This is a genomic window from Pedobacter sp. D749, assembly GCF_019317285.1.
Taxonomy (GTDB): domain Bacteria; phylum Bacteroidota; class Bacteroidia; order Sphingobacteriales; family Sphingobacteriaceae; genus Pedobacter.
The window spans coordinates 345,220-361,664 of sequence record NZ_CP079218.1 but is presented as its reverse complement, the minus strand read 5'-3'; the positions used below and the strand labels follow the sequence as shown (position 1 = coordinate 361,664).

Sequence of the window (16,445 nt, the reverse complement as noted above, 5' to 3'; positions counted from 1 at the left end):
TTTTTAATTTGAACGATTAATGAGTTTAACGAACGCACAAGTCAGGCCTTGCCCGGGTTAAGTACTAAGACTTGTGCTAGACCGTGGACTGAACGCTCTGCCCCTAAAGACATTAGTTTTCAATGTGGGTCTTCATCCTGAGCGTAGTCGAGGGATTTGCGTTTCCAAATCCACCATTAGATTCCCCCCGCTTGTACGGGCTGACATTCCGTTACGCTTCATCCAATAGCTATCGGATCATAATGACGAGTTTACAATCTACCAATTAAAGCATTAAAAACCTCCCCAGATAGATTAAAAATCCATACTAACGGACAGCCCTCCCCGTTCTCTGCGAAAAAATAAAAATCTGTTGATATTTTTATTTTTATATCCATTTAGAAAGCGATATACTATCTTAGTATATTATACGCTCTGATGAAAACGACAAAAAACAGCTTTTTCCTAACACTTTTATTTCTCACGCTATTCTTAAATACCCATGCACAAACCAAGATTGTGGGGTCTTATGTGGCAACCAAGGTAAATTATCTGAGTGGTGAAGATCTGCCCGATGATAATATCTTAAAATATACGTACGTAAAATATACTTTTTTAACTAATGGGCAGATTGGAATTTCAGGCACCTATGATAATCGGGACACAGGATACTTTTTTACGGTGAATGGCAATAGACTCATTGTTAAAACCGAAGCAGGATCAACGATTAATACGCTGAGAATTATGGAAAGCAGTGAGGATAAACTTGTACTGGTCAGCGGTTCGCAAACAGGTGCACTCGATGATCCAAAATCCATTAAATATACCCTTTTTAATGAGAAATTTATCCAAAAAAAGTTGCCTTTAACACCTAATGATATCTTTAAGATCACTGGTAATGATACCATTTATAAATCGGGCCAAAAAATTTATGCTGAGTTTCAAGGTCCATCTTTTCAGCAGTATATCTATAAAGAAGTTGGTAAAAAGAAATTAGAGCCTAAGGATGTCGAACTGATATCAACATTTATCATCAATGAAAATGGAAGGCCTGATAGTTTGAGGATACTGCAGGGAATAAGTGCTAAATTTGATGCAGAATACATCAAAGCTTTTAATTCTGCACAGAACATGTGGTTACCTGCAAAGCACAATGGGCGGAACGTAAAAGTGCTGATGAACTTAAAACTCCAGTACTTGAGCTCGGCAGTTGTCATACCAACCTATTTTAGTTCAAAAAAAGCAAATGATGCCTATTATCAAAAGGATTATGAACTCGCCCTGTATCATTACGACAAGGCATTGGAAGTAAATCCAAATGATGAAGGAAGTCTTTATCGCCGTGGCATCTGTAAACAGAAACTCGGCAACATAAAAGGTGCGTGTGAAGATTGGACCAAGCTGCAACAGATGGGCAGAGATACCGCCAATGAACTATTATTAAAGTATTGTAAATAAAAAAGAACTGTTCTTTACATAGCAAAATACACCTGAAACAGAGCCTTTAGAGTCGATTAATCTTACAATATTTATAGATCTCAACAAGCCGATAAAACAATTTGCAATATCTTTATGCCATGAAAATCCATATCCTTGGTGCATCCTGTGCAGGCTCTACCACTTTGGGCGAAACTTTATCTGCCCGGTTAAATATCCCCTATTTTGATACGGATAGTTTTTTCTGGGAAAAATCTGCTGTTCCATATACCGTAAAGAGAGAAGCCCAATTACGGAGCCGGTTGCTTAAAGACGAATTAAGAAAATCAGAAAACTATATTGTGGGTGGCTCGCTGGTAAGCTGGGGCGAGGAATGGAAACAAATGTTCGACCTTGCGGTTTTCCTTTACCTGCCAAAAGAAATCAGGATGGAACGCCTGGTGCAAAGGGAAATAGAACGTTATGGAAATCAGATTTATGACGATGCGCAACGGCACAAATTATTCCTGGAATTTATAGATTGGGCATCAAAATACGACGACCGTTCTTTTACAGGCAGAAATATCGGGATCCATGAAAATTGGCTGGAAGGCCTGAACTGCCCTGTAATAAAAATTGTGGGTGATACAACAGTATCGGAACGGTTAAAACGTATTTTAGAAGTTGTTGATGGCGTTTAAAAACCCTGCAATCAATATTTTATGCCGAGGTTTTGTTTTCGGATCGATGAAAGAGCTTTCAGAACATTTCTCAACATAAGCATCAATCTCTTACTCCGTAAGGAAAACGGGTATAAATAGTTTTAAATGTTATGCCTGCAAACTCAATTGATGAAAAACCTATATTCCGTTCCTTACGGAAGTAAGGAGTACATTTAGCAGGATTGCACCAAGCTTTGTAAACTCAATGCTAACTCCCCATTGCTACCTGGCCAGCTACTCCATGGATTGTTCTAAACCCGATTTCTTTTTCTTCTTTTTTCCCCATTTGCGGTTGTACCAGATAATTACCCCGGTAACAGGCAGGCTCGCACCAATAATGCAGGCAATGAAAGCAAGAATTTTGGTTGGCAATCCCAGGATCTGACCGGTGTGGATATCAAAATTCATACGAAATATTTTCTCTCCTACTGAGAGCTTCTCATAGTCAACAGCCCTATCACTCCTCCAATGCAGTTTTTTCAACGTTTTTCCATCATAATAATGAATGCGGGAATTATACAGGAGCGTTCCGTCTCCAAAATTGACCGATACACGGTAAGGTTCCTCTGCTTTTTCTGGTACACTGATCCAGAGGCTGCCTATTTTCTGACGATCATATGCGGTATTCATCCTGCTCCACAGTAAATCTACGGGCTGCTGATATTTGATCTGGGTAATTGTGGTATCCGAAAGTGGCGGCTTTTCGTACGCCGTTTTTTCTTTCCATGTCAGCCCACTGTAAATCCCTTTTTCAAACCACTCAAAAGTAAATACAATCCCTGTAACAGTGAGCAGGATCACAAAGATGAAGCTATAAAATCCAAGTACGTTATGCAGGTCAATGTTCAGCCGCTTCCATTTGGCATCCCATTTTATTCTGAAACTTTTTTCTCTGGTTTTGTTAGTCCATTTTTTGGGATACCACCAGATCAGACCGGTAATGAGAATAACCAGGAACACAATGCAGGCAGCACCGACGAGTGGGCTTCCTATGTTTCGGGAAAGCCAGAAAAAACGGTGTCCGGCCCTGATGAAAATAAAGAAGTTTTCTGATGCGGCAGATGCCCGTTTGTCTTTAATAATTTCGGCTGTGTAGGGGTTGACATAAATCTCAGAAGATTTTTCACCAGGTAATCCATAGGAACACATCACCGATCTACCAGCTCGGCCATAGGTGATACCCTGTAGAGTAATTTCAGCATGTTCTTTCGCCCGGAGATAGTTGCCTGATTTGGCAATCAGCACCGAAGGAGCCAGAAAAGACTTTTCCTGAACAGGTACACGCTGATACTTTTCGGTAAAATACCAAACTTCATGGCGCCATACCCAGATTCCACCAGTCAGACAGACTACAAAGACAATGACCCCAGAGCTAAGTCCAAGCCAAAGGTGCAACCATTCGACGACGCGCCGGAACGTAGATTTTCTCGGTTTAGATGGGCTTTTCGGTTTATCTGTAAGCATATTATAAAAACGGGAGAGGCTCAGCGCTTCTCCCTGTTTACTTAAAATTTAAATGACAAGCTGGCCATTGCGTTTCTTGGTGCCTGCGAGTTTCCGCCAAGGTCCCAATATTTTCTATTGCTAATGTTGTTCACCTTTAAACCAAGCCTCCACTTACGCTGCTCATAAAATAAGGTAGCATCATAAACCGTATAAGATGGCATGTAAAAAGTATTATCGGCAGTGAAGAAATTATCATCCACATAATTGGCGCCGAAACCCAGCCCCAGCCCCTTTAACTTGTTCTGTAAAGTATAGGTTACCCAAAAGTTCGCCACATTTTCAGGGGAAGAAACTGCTTTGTTACCCTCTATGGCTGGATTGCTTGATTTTACGATGCGGTTATCATTGTACGCATAACCTGCAACAATACTCAAGCCCGCAACTGGATTCCCAATCAGTTCAAGATCTATACCTTTACTTTTCTGTTTTCCATCCTGGAACGTGAAATTGGCTTCTACACGGGTCGCATTATCGATCGCAATATTATAATAACTGGCTGTAGCACTTAATTTTTTATTGAAAAGCTCCGCTTTTACACCGCCTTCATATTGAACAGCATAAACCGGATCAAGAACCAATGTACTTCCATCGGGTTGTGTTACAGGGGCAAGATTCTGGAAGCCATTCATGTAGTTACCAAATAGCGACACCTTATTTTTAACCACCTGGTAAACCAGGCCCAATTTAGGCGATAAAGCCGTTTGCTTAAATCCTTCTGTAGCGGCCACTTTTCTGCGTTCGAACCTGTCCAAACGCAGGCTTAACATTGCCGAAAGCCTATCAGTAAAGTTAACCACATCAGAGGCATAGGCACTCAAGGTTTCCTGGTCTGCTATGGCAGAGGTGTAATATACAAGTCCGGCATCAACTGCCTTTCTTCTTATCGGAGCAAAGGTTTTGGTTACATCTATGTTATCAAGGGTAAGTACATTTCCTCCTGCACGGCGACTGCCGTCATAGAATCTATAGTTTAGACCGCCCAGGAATTTATGTTTTATTCCACCGGTTGAAAACTGACCATTTATATTCTGCTGGATATTGGTATAGTTATTCGAAATCGGTCCCCATAAACCCACCTGTCTGGTTACCTGGCTCGGTGAGGTCCAGTTTGCATAAGACTGGTAGCTATAATCAACGTCTTCACCTACAAAAGAGAATAAGGTTGTCGATTTCCAATTATCTGAAATTTCATACACTGCCTGTGCAAAGATTTTTGAAGCAGAAGTTTTACCACTATTGTCATCATGGAACATCGAGGTCTTGTAATCCAATAAAACCTCTCCAGGAGTCTTTATCCCTGAACTGGCTGCATAAGTGTTGTAGGTACGGCGTGTATTGTTTGCATTGAAAAGTTCTGCATCCAGGTTAAAGCTAAGCTTGTCAGATACCTTATAGGTCAACGTAGGTGCAATGGCATAGGTATTATTGAAACCGTAGCTCAGGAAGCTGGCTTCTTTGTTTACCGCCAGATTTATCCTGAACAACACAGATTTGTCTTTGTTAAGCGGGGTATTCACATCAGCAGTAAGACGGTTCAGGTTGTAGCTTCCGCCTGTGTAAGATATTTCTACACCGGCACTATCAAAAGGTTTCTTGGTTACCAGGTTTACCACACCGCCAAATGAGGAAACAGAAGAACCAAATAAAGTGCCAGAAGGTCCTTTTAGTACCTCAATCCTTTCCACATTGGAAATATCAAGTGATGAGCGGGAAGCAGATGTCTCCATGCCATTTCTGGCATTAACACCGCTGATGAACCCCCTAAAGGCAATGCCCACGCCCCCCGCAGGAAAGTTATAGGCCACCGCGCCCGGAGTATTCTGAACGGCACTTTTAATATCAACGGTAAGCTGTTCTTTTAAAAGTTCCTTGCTAACCACGCTATACACCTGCGGATTTTCAAGATTCTCCAGCGGCATCCTGGCTACGTAATCGGTTTTCTTACTGGCCAGTTTCTTGCTTTTGCTCGACAGGATATGTACCTCTTCCAATTGCTTTGAAGTTTCAGAGAGTATAAAACTTACCTTATTTCTGTTGCCTGCAACCAGATTCACCTGCTGCTCCAGCGCCAAAGAAGTTAGCGCTTTGGCAACCACTTTATAACTTCCCAATGGTAAACGGCTGAATGAAAACTCACCCCTTTCATTGGTCATTGTACTCTTAGTTAATTCCGGAATGGATACTGTTATGAAATCTGCTGGTTTCCCATCTGCCGTTTTTACGGTACCACTTAGCAAAGCAGTCTGCGCCCCTGCCGTAAATGATAATAATAAAAATACAGGCAGCAATAGAAACAGTAGTCCTCTGTTTCTGAAATAGAATCTTTCGAAACGGCACTTTTGTAGATTTTTAAGCATAAAAAATTGGTTTATCTGATAATTGCGCAAATCTAAAATATTTATTTATAATCATACTAAATAAAAATAAATAAATCCTTGACTATAATGAGTGGAAAATTTTACTTCTGGCCTGTTTCCATTTTAGATTAATTTTATCCTGATACAGATAAAGGTAAACGGATATCGGTGTCCGGGACCAATAGAAAAGCAATGGTATTAACTGACGCATCCCCTAAGGGATAAATCGCAAAAAGATATTATTCTGAGCCTATTGGAAGGGCATTTAACCTAACTGCTGCAGAAACAGATTCAAGTCCTCTTCTTTTCCCAAACCCAATTTTTGCTTAATCCGGTAACGACTCATACGCACACTTTTGGGTTCGATACCTAAACGGATGGAAACCTCTTTATTGGTTAAACCCATCAACATATAAGAACAATATTTTAAATCAAGCCGCGTAAGTGTCTGGTTCGCTTTCTCTTGCAGGCGTTCAAAAAAAGCAGGATTAGTATCAAAAAAATCTGTCTTATGTTCCTCAAATTCTTTATCCATCCTTTTCTGCTGATTCACAATCCGTTTAATCTGCTCATCAAGCGAAAGGTGGCTTTCAATATTTACCTTTTCTGGTATGAGCTCCAGTAGTTCATTTTTTTCTTCGATCTGTAAATTACTGGCCAATACTTCTTTCTCCAATCGCTCCTGACGCTCTCTAAGCAAAACCTGTTCTGTTTGAAGTTGCATCGCTTCAACCTCTTTTAGCTGCGCCCTTAATTCTGCGGCCTTTTTTTCCTGGTCGATCAGCTCTTGTTTTCTAATCGATGCCTTGAGTTTATAATTATAAGACATGAGCAGTAAAAGCAATGCGGCAATCCCAGTCAAACCTGAAATGATGTAAAAAACATTCAGTTTTTTAGTATACTTGGTCTGTTGGTGTAAATAGGCAATCTCCTGCGCTTTTTTTTCGGACTGATACTGTGCTTCTATCCTAATGGTGCTGTTAATTTTTTCTTCATCAAAAGCCTTTTTATAATAATTAAAATACTGCTTCAAATAGTTTAAGGCAGCCTGCTGATTACCTTTTTTTTCGGCAATAGTTGCAAGCCCCTGGTATATCCGTGCCTGAGTTAGCGGCATTTTTATTATGCTGCCAGAAATTTTACTCAATCCGGTGAGTAATAGTTTTTCTGCTTCATCGTAATTTCCGTCGCGTAGTGCATATTCGCTCCTTAAGCCGTAGCAGTTTAGTAAAACTTCCAATAAATTTGTTTTTGTAGCAATACCCATTGCGATATCGACATATTTTTCGGCACTATCGCGATATGAAGGTGGAAAATATTGAAAATAAGTATTGGCGGTATTTAAAGCTGCCGCAGCAGTATTGCTGTAAATAAGCATGCGCCCCTCCTGCTTTTTTGAGAGCTGAAGTGATTTTTTATAGGTAAACAATGCCGAGTCGAGCAGATTACGTTTTAGCGTATCAAGCTTAAAACGGTCAAAATAAGTTTGTCCGATAGTGAGATAGGCATTATTTAACAGGTCAATCTGTTTACTTTTTATTGCACTTAAATAACATAAACGGGCGTATTTCTGCTGCTTAGATGGATCATTGCCATAGCCATAAAAACTGGCCAGATAATGGTATATAGTACTTTCATAGCCATCTGCATGCTGACCCTTTAAAAAATCGAGGGCTTTAAGCAGTTTTGCTGCTGATTTATCATTATCATCGTTCACCAGATCTAACCAACCACTTCTGAACCATACAAAACCCAGTGTAACGCGGTCTTTTGTTTTATGAGCATAGTACATGGCGCTGTCTAAACTTGCATAGGCACTTTTCAGATCCTTTTTCCACACGTACAAATGAACCAGTGTTGCGTAGGCCATGGCTTTACTCTTCCCGTCCTTTAACCCTTCTCCAAGCTTAAGGGCCTCATTGGCTTGTTGAAAAGAAAGCTGAAGGTTTTTTTCAAAATTTGCCTTGGCCAGTTTGCAGAGCAGATTAACCTTTTCTTCTTTCGAAATGCTGTTCTGCGCCAGCAAATGATTTAAGGAATCGATATAGATCTTTTGTGCTTCGGCACTTTTAAAAAAAATTAAAAGACAAAATAGGATACTTGATAAATTTTTCAGTGGTAGCTGCATGATCAAAAATAAAAAAGAAACCTTTTACAGGAACAGAATTACAATAAATAATTGAAATTAAACTGTTTCAAAGGGTTTTTGTAGTCTCCTTGTAGACACTATTTCAAAAACTGGTAGTCGCAGTGTAGGTTTCCTTTTCTTGGTGGAGCACAAAGGCACTGGTAATTTTGTATTGTTCAATTCACTAAAATTTAAACCTATGAAACAGAAAACAATTGCAATAGTTGCCTACATTACACTCATCGGATGGATTATTTCTTACCTGGAATTTAAAAAATCAACCGAAAAAAGCTCCCTGGCCAATTATCATTTGCGTCAGTCGCTTGGGATTATTATTACCTCCATCCTATTGAGTGTCCTGAGCAGTGTAATTCTGGCCTTAATTCCTTCCCTGGGGTTTGTCTTTTACCTTATTTTATTGCTTCCTTTTATCCTGATGTTATTGGGCATAGTAACTGCCAATAATGGTTTAGAGAAGCCCGTTCCACTAATTGGAAAAGTATTTGAAAGGAAATTTAACTTCATTTCCTGAGCATGAAATACCTTTGTAAAACTGTAGCAGCCCCAAATAAAAGTAAAATGGCAAAATCTTTGAAAGCATTTTAAATTTAAATCAACCTTATGATGACCACTGAAGAATACAGACAAAAGTTTACAACCGATGATACACCTGGATGGCAGGCCATAGATGATCAACTGGAAAAAATTTATGGCACTTCCGAAGCACGCCACTACCCGCCTTTGTGTGGAATCCATTATGTGGCTGGCGGAACCGACCCGATTGATGGTGCCAGTATTTATGATAGCAACCACCAAAGCTTTCACCGTCACATCATCAGCTACGGCATGAGCGAATTGTATTATAATGAAGAAAAGGCCAGCGGTGAGTTTAGCAAGTGGGGTTTTGAATTTACGTTTAGGTTAGCGCCATTTAAAGATGATGAAAACGATCCCATCTGGGCTATACAGGTGATGAATAATTTAGCGAGGTATGTGTTTTCGAGCGGTAAATGGTTTGAAGAGAACCACTTCATCCCTGCCAATGGACCAATAAGATTAAATACTGATACCCAAATAACGGGTTTTGTTTTTGCATTGGATCCGGAACTGGGAAAAATTGAAACCCCTCACGGCGAACTCAGTTTTCTCCAATTGGTCGGCATTACCGATGCTGAGGTAGAAGAACTGAAAAAAAATCCCACCATTGGGGCTGTTAAAGAACTGATCGAAAAACTGAAAAAGGATAACCCCATGTTAATTACCGACCTAAACCGGAAATAATTTAGAAATCTTGCCTTAACCAATATGAGACCAATAAATATCCTTTTAGTCATGCTGATTTTTGTTATAGCTTCTTGCCAGTCTAAAAATGCAGTTCATCTAAAGACTGCCCTGGGACAAAAGGAACGTATAGTATTCAATATACTGGTGGGCAAAAAAGGCCCGAACGAGCGGAAACTGAAATGCCTGATTGATGGCGATTTTAAATGCGCCCAGCAGGCAATAACCGAAGAGGAACAGGCTTTCGATAAAATCATCAGTGAAATAAATGCGCTTGAAACAGGTGGTATTAAATATGGCAACGAGTTAAAATCAGCAACATGTAACTATTATAAAGCTGTTAAACAGCTGGAAGTTTTTGATCGCCATGAAATTATTGTACAGCAACAAAGCCAGAAAGCCAATACTGAGCAGTTGCGGGATAGTGTTATAGCAAAGCAGGGTCAATTATTAAAGCACAAATCGGAAATGCGTAAACTAATCAATAAAAAGGAAAAGCAATTAGCCGAAATACAAAAACAGTTTAATTCGGTCAACCGACTGGATTAATGCCACAAGGCGCATTTTACCCCATATCCTGCAAGAACAGCTTCAGGTCTTCATCCTTACCCAAACCCAACTTTTGCTTTATCCGGTAGCGGCTCATGCGCACGCTTTTGGCTTCGATATGCATGAGCTGGGCAATTTTTTTGGTATCCATTTTTAAATGGAGGTAAGCGCAGAGTTTTAAGTCAAGAGAGGTAAGCTTCTGTTGTGCCCTTTGATTTAGCTGAGAAAAAAATTCTGGGTGTACCTGTTGGATCTGAAATTTAGCTTCTTCAAAATCATTATCCAAAAGCAATTCTTCATTCCAGATTTTATTGATATTGAGTTGATTGTTATCGCTGAGTTTTTCTTTGATCTGAAAAAGCATTTCCTTTTTATGTTCCAGCTGTAACTGGTTGGCCATAACTTCTTTCAGCAATTGTTGCTGCTGGCTTTCCAATAATAGCTGTTCTGCCTTTAACCTCGCCTGCTCTTCTTTTTCGAATTTCATCTGCAGTTCAGCATCCTGTTTTTCCAAATGCAACTGCTTTTCGCGCTGTAACGAATACCTTAACCTAAAATGGTAAGAGCGGAACATAAATATAAGGCCCAATATGGAGGCAATTGTAATTCCAAAGTATAGATATTTTTGTTGCTGCGCATATTTTTCGCTCTGCTTTAAGAGCTTAACCTCATTGTTTTTTTTTTCAGTTTCGTACTGTACTTCTAGTTTTTGAGCATTTAAAGCCTGCTTCTGATCGAACAGTTTGTTATTGTATTCTGTTGCTTTTTTCTGAAATTCCAGTGCCTTCACGTAATTCCCATTTTGCTCATAAAAGGTGGCTAACGCTGTTACGATATTGATCAATGTATAATAATACGGGGTTTGCTGACTTGTCATCATACTGTAAGCCTCCTGTAAATACCCTTCAGTCATTACCAAATTTTTATCTCTTTTGGCATACTCACTCAAAATACCCAAACTACTTGCCCTAATTTCTTCGCCATTTAACATCCCAGTCATTACCTTATTGGCCGTACTCGCATACCGAATGGCATTTGCTTTCGCAGCCTCATCCGTATCAGAAAAATACCTCAAGTAAAAATCGGCACTATTAACACAAGATAAAGCATATGTTTTTCGGGCGATATAACGGGGATATTGTTTATAGAGATCTTGTACTTTATTTAAATAGTAAATGATGCTATCTCTATATAGTTCTCTTTTGGTGGCTATAAAATTGTAATCAGCAGCAACCGATAACGCAATATAACAGTTACTCAAGAGGTTGTAATCAGTAGTTTTAAGTGCACTTTCCAGAGCCTTTTGCGCATATCTATTTACACTTTTAATATCGTTCCACCTCGTATTCAGCGCGTATAACAGGTAATATATTTTAGCCGCCAGATAAGGATCATATTTTTTCTCCAACATCTTAAGGCCCATCTGGCAATATTTGGTTACCAATTCGTTATTGTCTATAGCATTGTAAAATAAAGCTTGTGCGTAATAAGCATAAGCTAAAGCAATGGGTTGTTTTGCCTTTTGCCCAATAGATAGCGTGGTATCGCTCGTTTTTTTCAATAAAGCAAACTGCTTCGTATTTGCATAAACATTAACCAGCATGGCATATGCTTTTGTTGCTTCAGTAAAGTTTTTGGTTTTTATGGCTAAACTTACACTGTTTTGCGCCTTTATAATTGCGGCTGTATAGTTTGCATTAATCCTATATCTTTCTGCCAATTGCGTAAGCAAGGCTGGTTTATCTTGCTCACTTAAATTATCAAGCGCTGTACTATCTAATAAACTTTGCGCCTGTGCTGTATAGCAAGCCGTAAGGATACCGATAAAGAGTACTATGTTTTTAAAAACCAGATGCTTCATAGCGTAAAATTAGCATAAAGATTGGAGCCTGGATAAAATTGCAGACAAATATCAGAAACAACACCAAAACACAAACAGCTGACAAACAACAGTTTAACACCACATGTAGATATATTGTAGACGTTTTATCAAAATGCTGTAGATGCTCTGTAGGTGGCAGATTCTTTTAGGTAGTGATAATTAACACCAAATTTGATCTAAATAATTTTCAATCTAAAAAACAGAAATCATGGACAACAAAACCCTTTCAATCGTTTCTTACATTACCATTATTGGTTGGTTAGTAGCTTATTTTATTGGAAAAGATAAAGCTGACACTTTGCTTAAATACCACTTAAGACAGTCATTAGGCCTTGCTATTGTCAGTATTATTTTCAATATAGCCTTTACCATAGTTGCCAGTATAGTACCTGCTTTATCCTTTTTAGGATTTGTGGGCTATGCATTTATCATTCTTTGGATCATAGGGATTATCAATGCGGCCAATGGTGCCTTAAAACCTATTCCACTTATTGGTAAATGGTTTGAAGACAAGTCTTCATTCGTTAGTAAATATTAATAAGACGTTTATGCGCCTCAAATTCAGAAATGTCATGCTAATGGTGATGGTCTTTACCATCACCGCATGCGAGTTTTCTTTAAACACACCGGAAGAATATTTTGACCGGGTAGCATTGAATACCAATTCCATATCACGCTTTGGCGGGCAATATTTCAATACTTATCTAAGATACATTAAGGGTGGCACAAACACGCCAGATTTTAATACCTGTGAAAAGTATCTTCGAAATAACTCCATCGCAACAGTAGTGGCTAATGTAAAAAAGATAAAAGATCTAAAGCCTACTAAAAAAACAATACCGATGATCGATGCGGCGCTTGATCTTTATGCCTTTGTACTAAAAAGCTATGAGACCGATCACCTGAGGGTTGCAAAAATGATTGATAGCCATGCACCGGAAAACGATATTAATGTAGCCATAACCGAAATGGACAATAAAAGTTATGATGCCTTTGTACAGAAATACAATAAGCTTTGGGACATCGCAGAAGCCTACGCAAAGGACAATGGTATTGAGGTAAAAAAGATGCCTTTTTAGCTATTGCTGTTCCACTCATTCTTTCATTTAATAATTCTATCATTAACTAACCTACCTATGATAAACATAATAGATTTTAAAGAAAATTTAGGTTTAAGTGAAATCCCTGTTGAACTTGAAAAACTGATTTATTTCCAGAACAATATTTCTTCTCTTGAAAATTACAGCCAGGGTTTTGGTGTTTTTATCGACGATAAATCAGGACTACTTAGCTGGAGCGAAGATGAAGATTTTTTAAACCGGTTACTCCCTTTTGCCCAGGCCAATGGTACAGGCTCATTTTATGCCATTTGGAACGATGGAACGAACAAACCCTTAGGCCAGATGCCCATCGTGGTTTTTGGCGATGAAGGTGGCGTACATGTAGTGGCAGAAAATATTTTAAAATTGCTGCATCTACTCACCTACGGTACCGAAATCTGGGTGGAATTTGATCAAACTTATTTCTATAAAGATGACAACAGCTATGAAGAGCCTGAAGATTTAGGCAAATATTTAAAATGGATGAAAGGCGATTATAACTTACACCAAATAGAAGCGCCCAATGAGTTGATTAAAACTGCCCAGGAAAAACACAAAGAAACCTTTGATCAATGGTTCGGCCAATATTTTAACCTGGAATAAAAACAAAGGACGATGATACAGTAATTCTATTCTAAAGTGATTGATTGGCTATTACATTAAAAACAAAATACTGCACAATTAAGTAAAATCATGATTTTGTGACCCATCTAACCTAAACAATTATGAGAAAAGGATTTTCGCTATTCGGGATCGTTTACATGTTGTTTTTCGCTATTCCGTTCCCCATGTTGATCTATTACAACACCAAAGACGATAGCATGTCCAATCTAATTGGCGAAAATCCATGGTACTCGCTCGCTATGCTTGTCTTATCTATATTATTTTGGGCCGTGTTATTAGTTGGCTATTACCGAAAATGGGTATTCCGTAACTTTTCGCTTAAACGAAATATAGAAAAACTTAAAACTACAGGTGAACCGCGGGAGGCCAAAATATTGGAATCATCAAAAATATTTAAAACAGGTGCAGCTTACGACACCTATGAGCTTACTTTGCAGTTTAACAACCTGGTGGGCAGCACGATTATGCAAAAAGCAGTAGTAAACGATGCCAAATCTTACGAACGCCGTTACGAAGTAGGTAAAACCGTTGGCATTCTATTAGATAAAGAAGTAAACAAAGTCCCTTATTTTATTTTTGCCACTACAGAGGTTAGCCTTAATAAAACAATTATTTTGCTTACAAATTTAAGCTGGCTGACCTTTGCGGCAATCGTTGCTGGATATTATTTTTATTCTTATAATTTAGAAAGCAGGGGCATGGGTTGGCGTTTTATGAGTATTGGCCACCCATTATTAACCTGTGCGTTTATGCTGCTACTTTACCGTGCTTTCGGAACTTTTATCCTCCGCAAATTTATCGGCAAACCTGATCAATTGTTCCTGATTAAATTTAAAGGTACGCAGACCACTGCCCGGTTGGTCAAACTCAGTCAAACCGGAACTTACATTAACGCACAACCGATGATCGATTTTGAACTCGAATTTACCGATCAGTTTAATCAAAAGCATCGGACAAACATCAGAAAGATTGTAGATCTACTCGATATGGATAGTATTAGGCAGGAATATTTTTCTATTTTTTATCTCAAAGAAAATCCACAAAAAATTGCCTTTGCAAAAGATGTGAACGAAATTAAAGGAGAATTCTGATGAAAAACCTAATGCAATTTCATAGCCTGATTGTACTGCTTTGCTTATTTGGTTTGAGCTGCAGACAGATCACCAAAAGTGTAGATGAAACCTTTCATCCAAACGATTCGCTGGTTAAAAAAAATGATCAACAACAGAGATTTCGAGAAAATGGAGGGGATAAAGGCATTAAAAAATCATCTTCTACTACATCTGTACAGCGTCAACAGGAAAAAACCATCGTGATTAACAGCGACACCGTTAATACACCCGAAATGGAGCTCAAAGCAAAAGAGATGCTCCACGACATTGAAGTACTCAAGCAAAAGAACGACCCTTCTGCAGCCAGGGAAATACAAAAAAGGATAAACGAATTCCTAAAAGAAATGAAGATGCCACAAGGTGGCCTTAAAAACATTGATACAGATAAGCCAGTAATAAAAGCTAAAAAAGGAATATTAAGCACTGCAGCACTAGAAAAGGCAGAAGATCAACTGAGAAAATTGCCCCGGTACCGAAATAAAGAAATTTTATTGTATCAATCAGTTCATTTTTACGATAACGGCTCCATAAACCTGATGTTGCAACATCCTGTAAACCCTAAATATATTGATGCTTACGAATATCGGGATGGAGCATGGTCTGCGCCTAAACCCGTGTTGGCCACAGATATCGAACGCAGAACATTTCCTTTAGACGAAATTCATTTTGCAGACGCACACCGTGTAATACAGGTTTATAACGATAAAGCTGCTCAGGTTGAAGGCGCAAAGCCAACATCAGATGCTTATATCACCATTTGGGATAATCGTATGCGTTGGGCACCAAGAACGATAAATGGCACCCGCGAGCGTTACGATATGCAGTTTAACAATAATGGCACGTTAAAAAGCTTTAGGCAGGAGTGAGAAGTATAATCGCAGTTTTCTATCTTTTTTATAGAAAGGTCGTTATTGCGAGAAGGCTTTTTCAGCCGACGAAGCAATCTTAATGCGATCGCTAACGATGAAATTAAATTCATGCAAAATGCCGACCCATAGTTGTAGAACTTAGTCCACCCCGCTCAGTGCCCTCTGTGCTTTTTCTCTGTGATCTTTGTGGTTAAAAACTGAGAAAGCTTACAACAAACCTTTCAACACTACCCAGACATTGTCCGCCAAAATCTTATCTCCTTCTGCCGTTGGATGAATGCCATCTGCCTGGTTTAATTTAGGCACCCCACCCACTTTATCCAATAAAAACGGAATCAGGGCCATCTGGTTCTTTTTGGCCAGCTCGGGGAAAATGTTCTTAAAATCTGCAGCATATTTCGCCCCCATGTTAGGTGGAACCTGCATACCTGCAATAACCATTTTTGCATCGGGGTATTTAGCTTTTACACGATCAATAATCGCCTGAAGGTTTTTAATGGTTTGTGCTATGGGCAATCCACGTAAACCATCATTTGCCCCGAGTTCAAGCACAAAAATATCAACCGGCTGTTTAAGCAACCAATCAATCCTTCCTTTTCCACCCGCAGAAGTTTCGCCACTTAAACCGCCATTAATTACATTATAAGGCATTTTTAAAGAATCGATCCGGTTTTGGATCAAAGCTGGATAAGCTTCCGTTGGGTCGAGTCCGTAACCTGCCGTTAAACTGGTTCCAAAAAAGAGGATATTTTTCTTTTTCGCCACAGCAACCGAAACCTTTTGGTCAGCCGAATCTAAAGTTTTATCTGTATTGCTTTTACTTTGTTGGTTTCCACAGCTGAAGAGGATCAAGCTCAAAACAAATAGCCCCATTAATCGTTTTCGTAACATATCTAATAAATCTATATCTAATTATCGTT

General features: G+C 39.1%; 15 protein-coding genes. 10 read left to right on the top strand and 5 right to left on the bottom strand.

Annotated elements, in window-relative coordinates:
* Positions 1–417 precede the first annotated feature (417 nt).
* A complete protein-coding gene (locus KYH19_RS01405; RefSeq protein ID WP_219077297.1) occupies positions 418–1,437 on the top strand; it encodes a tetratricopeptide repeat protein in 1,020 nt (339 codons plus the stop codon).
* A 119-nt stretch (positions 1,438–1,556) separates the two neighbouring features.
* The gene (locus KYH19_RS01400; RefSeq protein WP_219077296.1) at positions 1,557–2,096 is read left to right on the top strand and encodes an AAA family ATPase; all 540 of its coding nucleotides are present in this window, start codon (positions 1,557–1,559) and stop codon (positions 2,094–2,096) included.
* Positions 2,097–2,351: 255 nt separating this feature from the next.
* On the opposite strand, the gene KYH19_RS01395 is transcribed toward KYH19_RS01400, so the two are convergent.
* The 3 genes from KYH19_RS01395 to KYH19_RS01385 all read right to left on the bottom strand — a co-directional run bounded on the left by KYH19_RS01395 (position 2,352) and on the right by KYH19_RS01385 (position 8,108).
* Positions 2,352–3,581, bottom strand: coding sequence for a PepSY domain-containing protein (locus KYH19_RS01395; protein WP_219077295.1), 1,230 nt, complete (start codon positions 3,579–3,581; stop codon positions 2,352–2,354).
* Between the two features lie 41 nt (positions 3,582–3,622).
* The gene (locus tag KYH19_RS01390; protein ID WP_219077294.1) at positions 3,623–5,980 is read right to left on the bottom strand and encodes a TonB-dependent receptor; all 2,358 of its coding nucleotides are present in this window, start codon (positions 5,978–5,980) and stop codon (positions 3,623–3,625) included.
* Between the two features lie 265 nt (positions 5,981–6,245).
* Complete coding sequence (locus KYH19_RS01385) at positions 6,246–8,108, bottom strand: LuxR C-terminal-related transcriptional regulator (protein ID WP_219077293.1); 1,863 nt, start codon at positions 8,106–8,108, stop codon at positions 6,246–6,248.
* A gap of 199 nt (positions 8,109–8,307) precedes the next feature.
* Here KYH19_RS01385 and KYH19_RS01380 point away from each other — a divergent pair, with 199 nt between their 5' ends.
* The 3 genes from KYH19_RS01380 to KYH19_RS01370 all read left to right on the top strand — a co-directional run bounded on the left by KYH19_RS01380 (position 8,308) and on the right by KYH19_RS01370 (position 9,938).
* Complete coding sequence (locus KYH19_RS01380; RefSeq protein WP_219077292.1) at positions 8,308–8,640, top strand: DUF4870 domain-containing protein; 333 nt, start codon at positions 8,308–8,310, stop codon at positions 8,638–8,640.
* A gap of 89 nt (positions 8,641–8,729) precedes the next feature.
* Positions 8,730–9,389, top strand: a complete 660-nt coding sequence (locus KYH19_RS01375) for a suppressor of fused domain protein (RefSeq protein WP_255562525.1) — start codon at positions 8,730–8,732, stop codon at positions 9,387–9,389.
* A gap of 24 nt (positions 9,390–9,413) precedes the next feature.
* Positions 9,414–9,938 (top strand): hypothetical protein, encoded by a 525-nt coding sequence (locus tag KYH19_RS01370; protein WP_219077291.1) that lies wholly within the window; start codon positions 9,414–9,416, stop codon positions 9,936–9,938.
* A 16-nt stretch (positions 9,939–9,954) separates the two neighbouring features.
* On the opposite strand, the gene KYH19_RS01365 is transcribed toward KYH19_RS01370, so the two are convergent.
* Positions 9,955–11,799 carry a hypothetical protein gene (locus KYH19_RS01365; protein WP_219077290.1) on the bottom strand — a complete coding sequence of 615 codons (1,845 nt, stop codon included), beginning with the start codon at positions 11,797–11,799 and terminating at the stop codon, positions 9,955–9,957.
* A gap of 229 nt (positions 11,800–12,028) precedes the next feature.
* On the opposite strand from KYH19_RS01365, the gene KYH19_RS01360 reads away from it, so the two are divergent.
* The 5 genes from KYH19_RS01360 to KYH19_RS01340 all read left to right on the top strand — a co-directional run bounded on the left by KYH19_RS01360 (position 12,029) and on the right by KYH19_RS01340 (position 15,522).
* Positions 12,029–12,358 (top strand): DUF4870 domain-containing protein, encoded by a 330-nt coding sequence (locus tag KYH19_RS01360; RefSeq protein WP_132400116.1) that lies wholly within the window; start codon positions 12,029–12,031, stop codon positions 12,356–12,358.
* Between the two features lie 10 nt (positions 12,359–12,368).
* The gene (locus tag KYH19_RS01355; RefSeq protein WP_219077289.1) at positions 12,369–12,899 is read left to right on the top strand and encodes a hypothetical protein; all 531 of its coding nucleotides are present in this window, start codon (positions 12,369–12,371) and stop codon (positions 12,897–12,899) included.
* Between the two features lie 57 nt (positions 12,900–12,956).
* Positions 12,957–13,523 carry a hypothetical protein gene (locus KYH19_RS01350; protein ID WP_219077288.1) on the top strand — a complete coding sequence of 189 codons (567 nt, stop codon included), beginning with the start codon at positions 12,957–12,959 and terminating at the stop codon, positions 13,521–13,523.
* Between the two features lie 122 nt (positions 13,524–13,645).
* Complete coding sequence (locus KYH19_RS01345) at positions 13,646–14,635, top strand: hypothetical protein (RefSeq protein ID WP_219077287.1); 990 nt, start codon at positions 13,646–13,648, stop codon at positions 14,633–14,635.
* An 11-nt stretch (positions 14,636–14,646) separates the two neighbouring features.
* The gene (locus tag KYH19_RS01340; RefSeq protein ID WP_219077286.1) at positions 14,647–15,522 is read left to right on the top strand and encodes a hypothetical protein; all 876 of its coding nucleotides are present in this window, start codon (positions 14,647–14,649) and stop codon (positions 15,520–15,522) included.
* A 210-nt stretch (positions 15,523–15,732) separates the two neighbouring features.
* On the opposite strand, the gene KYH19_RS01335 is transcribed toward KYH19_RS01340, so the two are convergent.
* Complete coding sequence (locus KYH19_RS01335) at positions 15,733–16,416, bottom strand: arylesterase (RefSeq protein WP_255562524.1); 684 nt, start codon at positions 16,414–16,416, stop codon at positions 15,733–15,735.
* Positions 16,417–16,445: the final 29 nt, after the last annotated feature.

What these genes read in the sequence shown, in the direction of transcription:
- KYH19_RS01405 (WP_219077297.1), top strand. Translation starts at nt 418, where the DNA reads ATGAAAACGACAAAAAACAGCTTTTTCCTAACACTTTTATTTCTCACG.
- KYH19_RS01400 (WP_219077296.1), top strand. Translation starts at nt 1,557, where the DNA reads ATGAAAATCCATATCCTTGGTGCATCCTGTGCAGGCTCTACCACTTTG.
- KYH19_RS01395 (WP_219077295.1), bottom strand. Translation starts at nt 3,581, where the DNA reads ATGCTTACAGATAAACCGAAAAGCCCATCTAAACCGAGAAAATCTACG.
- KYH19_RS01390 (WP_219077294.1), bottom strand. Translation starts at nt 5,980, where the DNA reads ATGCTTAAAAATCTACAAAAGTGCCGTTTCGAAAGATTCTATTTCAGA.
- KYH19_RS01385 (WP_219077293.1), bottom strand. Translation starts at nt 8,108, where the DNA reads ATGCAGCTACCACTGAAAAATTTATCAAGTATCCTATTTTGTCTTTTA.
- KYH19_RS01380 (WP_219077292.1), top strand. Translation starts at nt 8,308, where the DNA reads ATGAAACAGAAAACAATTGCAATAGTTGCCTACATTACACTCATCGGA.
- KYH19_RS01375 (WP_255562525.1), top strand. Translation starts at nt 8,730, where the DNA reads ATGATGACCACTGAAGAATACAGACAAAAGTTTACAACCGATGATACA.
- KYH19_RS01370 (WP_219077291.1), top strand. Translation starts at nt 9,414, where the DNA reads ATGAGACCAATAAATATCCTTTTAGTCATGCTGATTTTTGTTATAGCT.
- KYH19_RS01365 (WP_219077290.1), bottom strand. Translation starts at nt 11,799, where the DNA reads ATGAAGCATCTGGTTTTTAAAAACATAGTACTCTTTATCGGTATCCTT.
- KYH19_RS01360 (WP_132400116.1), top strand. Translation starts at nt 12,029, where the DNA reads ATGGACAACAAAACCCTTTCAATCGTTTCTTACATTACCATTATTGGT.
- KYH19_RS01355 (WP_219077289.1), top strand. Translation starts at nt 12,369, where the DNA reads ATGCGCCTCAAATTCAGAAATGTCATGCTAATGGTGATGGTCTTTACC.
- KYH19_RS01350 (WP_219077288.1), top strand. Translation starts at nt 12,957, where the DNA reads ATGATAAACATAATAGATTTTAAAGAAAATTTAGGTTTAAGTGAAATC.
- KYH19_RS01345 (WP_219077287.1), top strand. Translation starts at nt 13,646, where the DNA reads ATGAGAAAAGGATTTTCGCTATTCGGGATCGTTTACATGTTGTTTTTC.
- KYH19_RS01340 (WP_219077286.1), top strand. Translation starts at nt 14,647, where the DNA reads ATGCAATTTCATAGCCTGATTGTACTGCTTTGCTTATTTGGTTTGAGC.
- KYH19_RS01335 (WP_255562524.1), bottom strand. Translation starts at nt 16,416, where the DNA reads ATGTTACGAAAACGATTAATGGGGCTATTTGTTTTGAGCTTGATCCTC.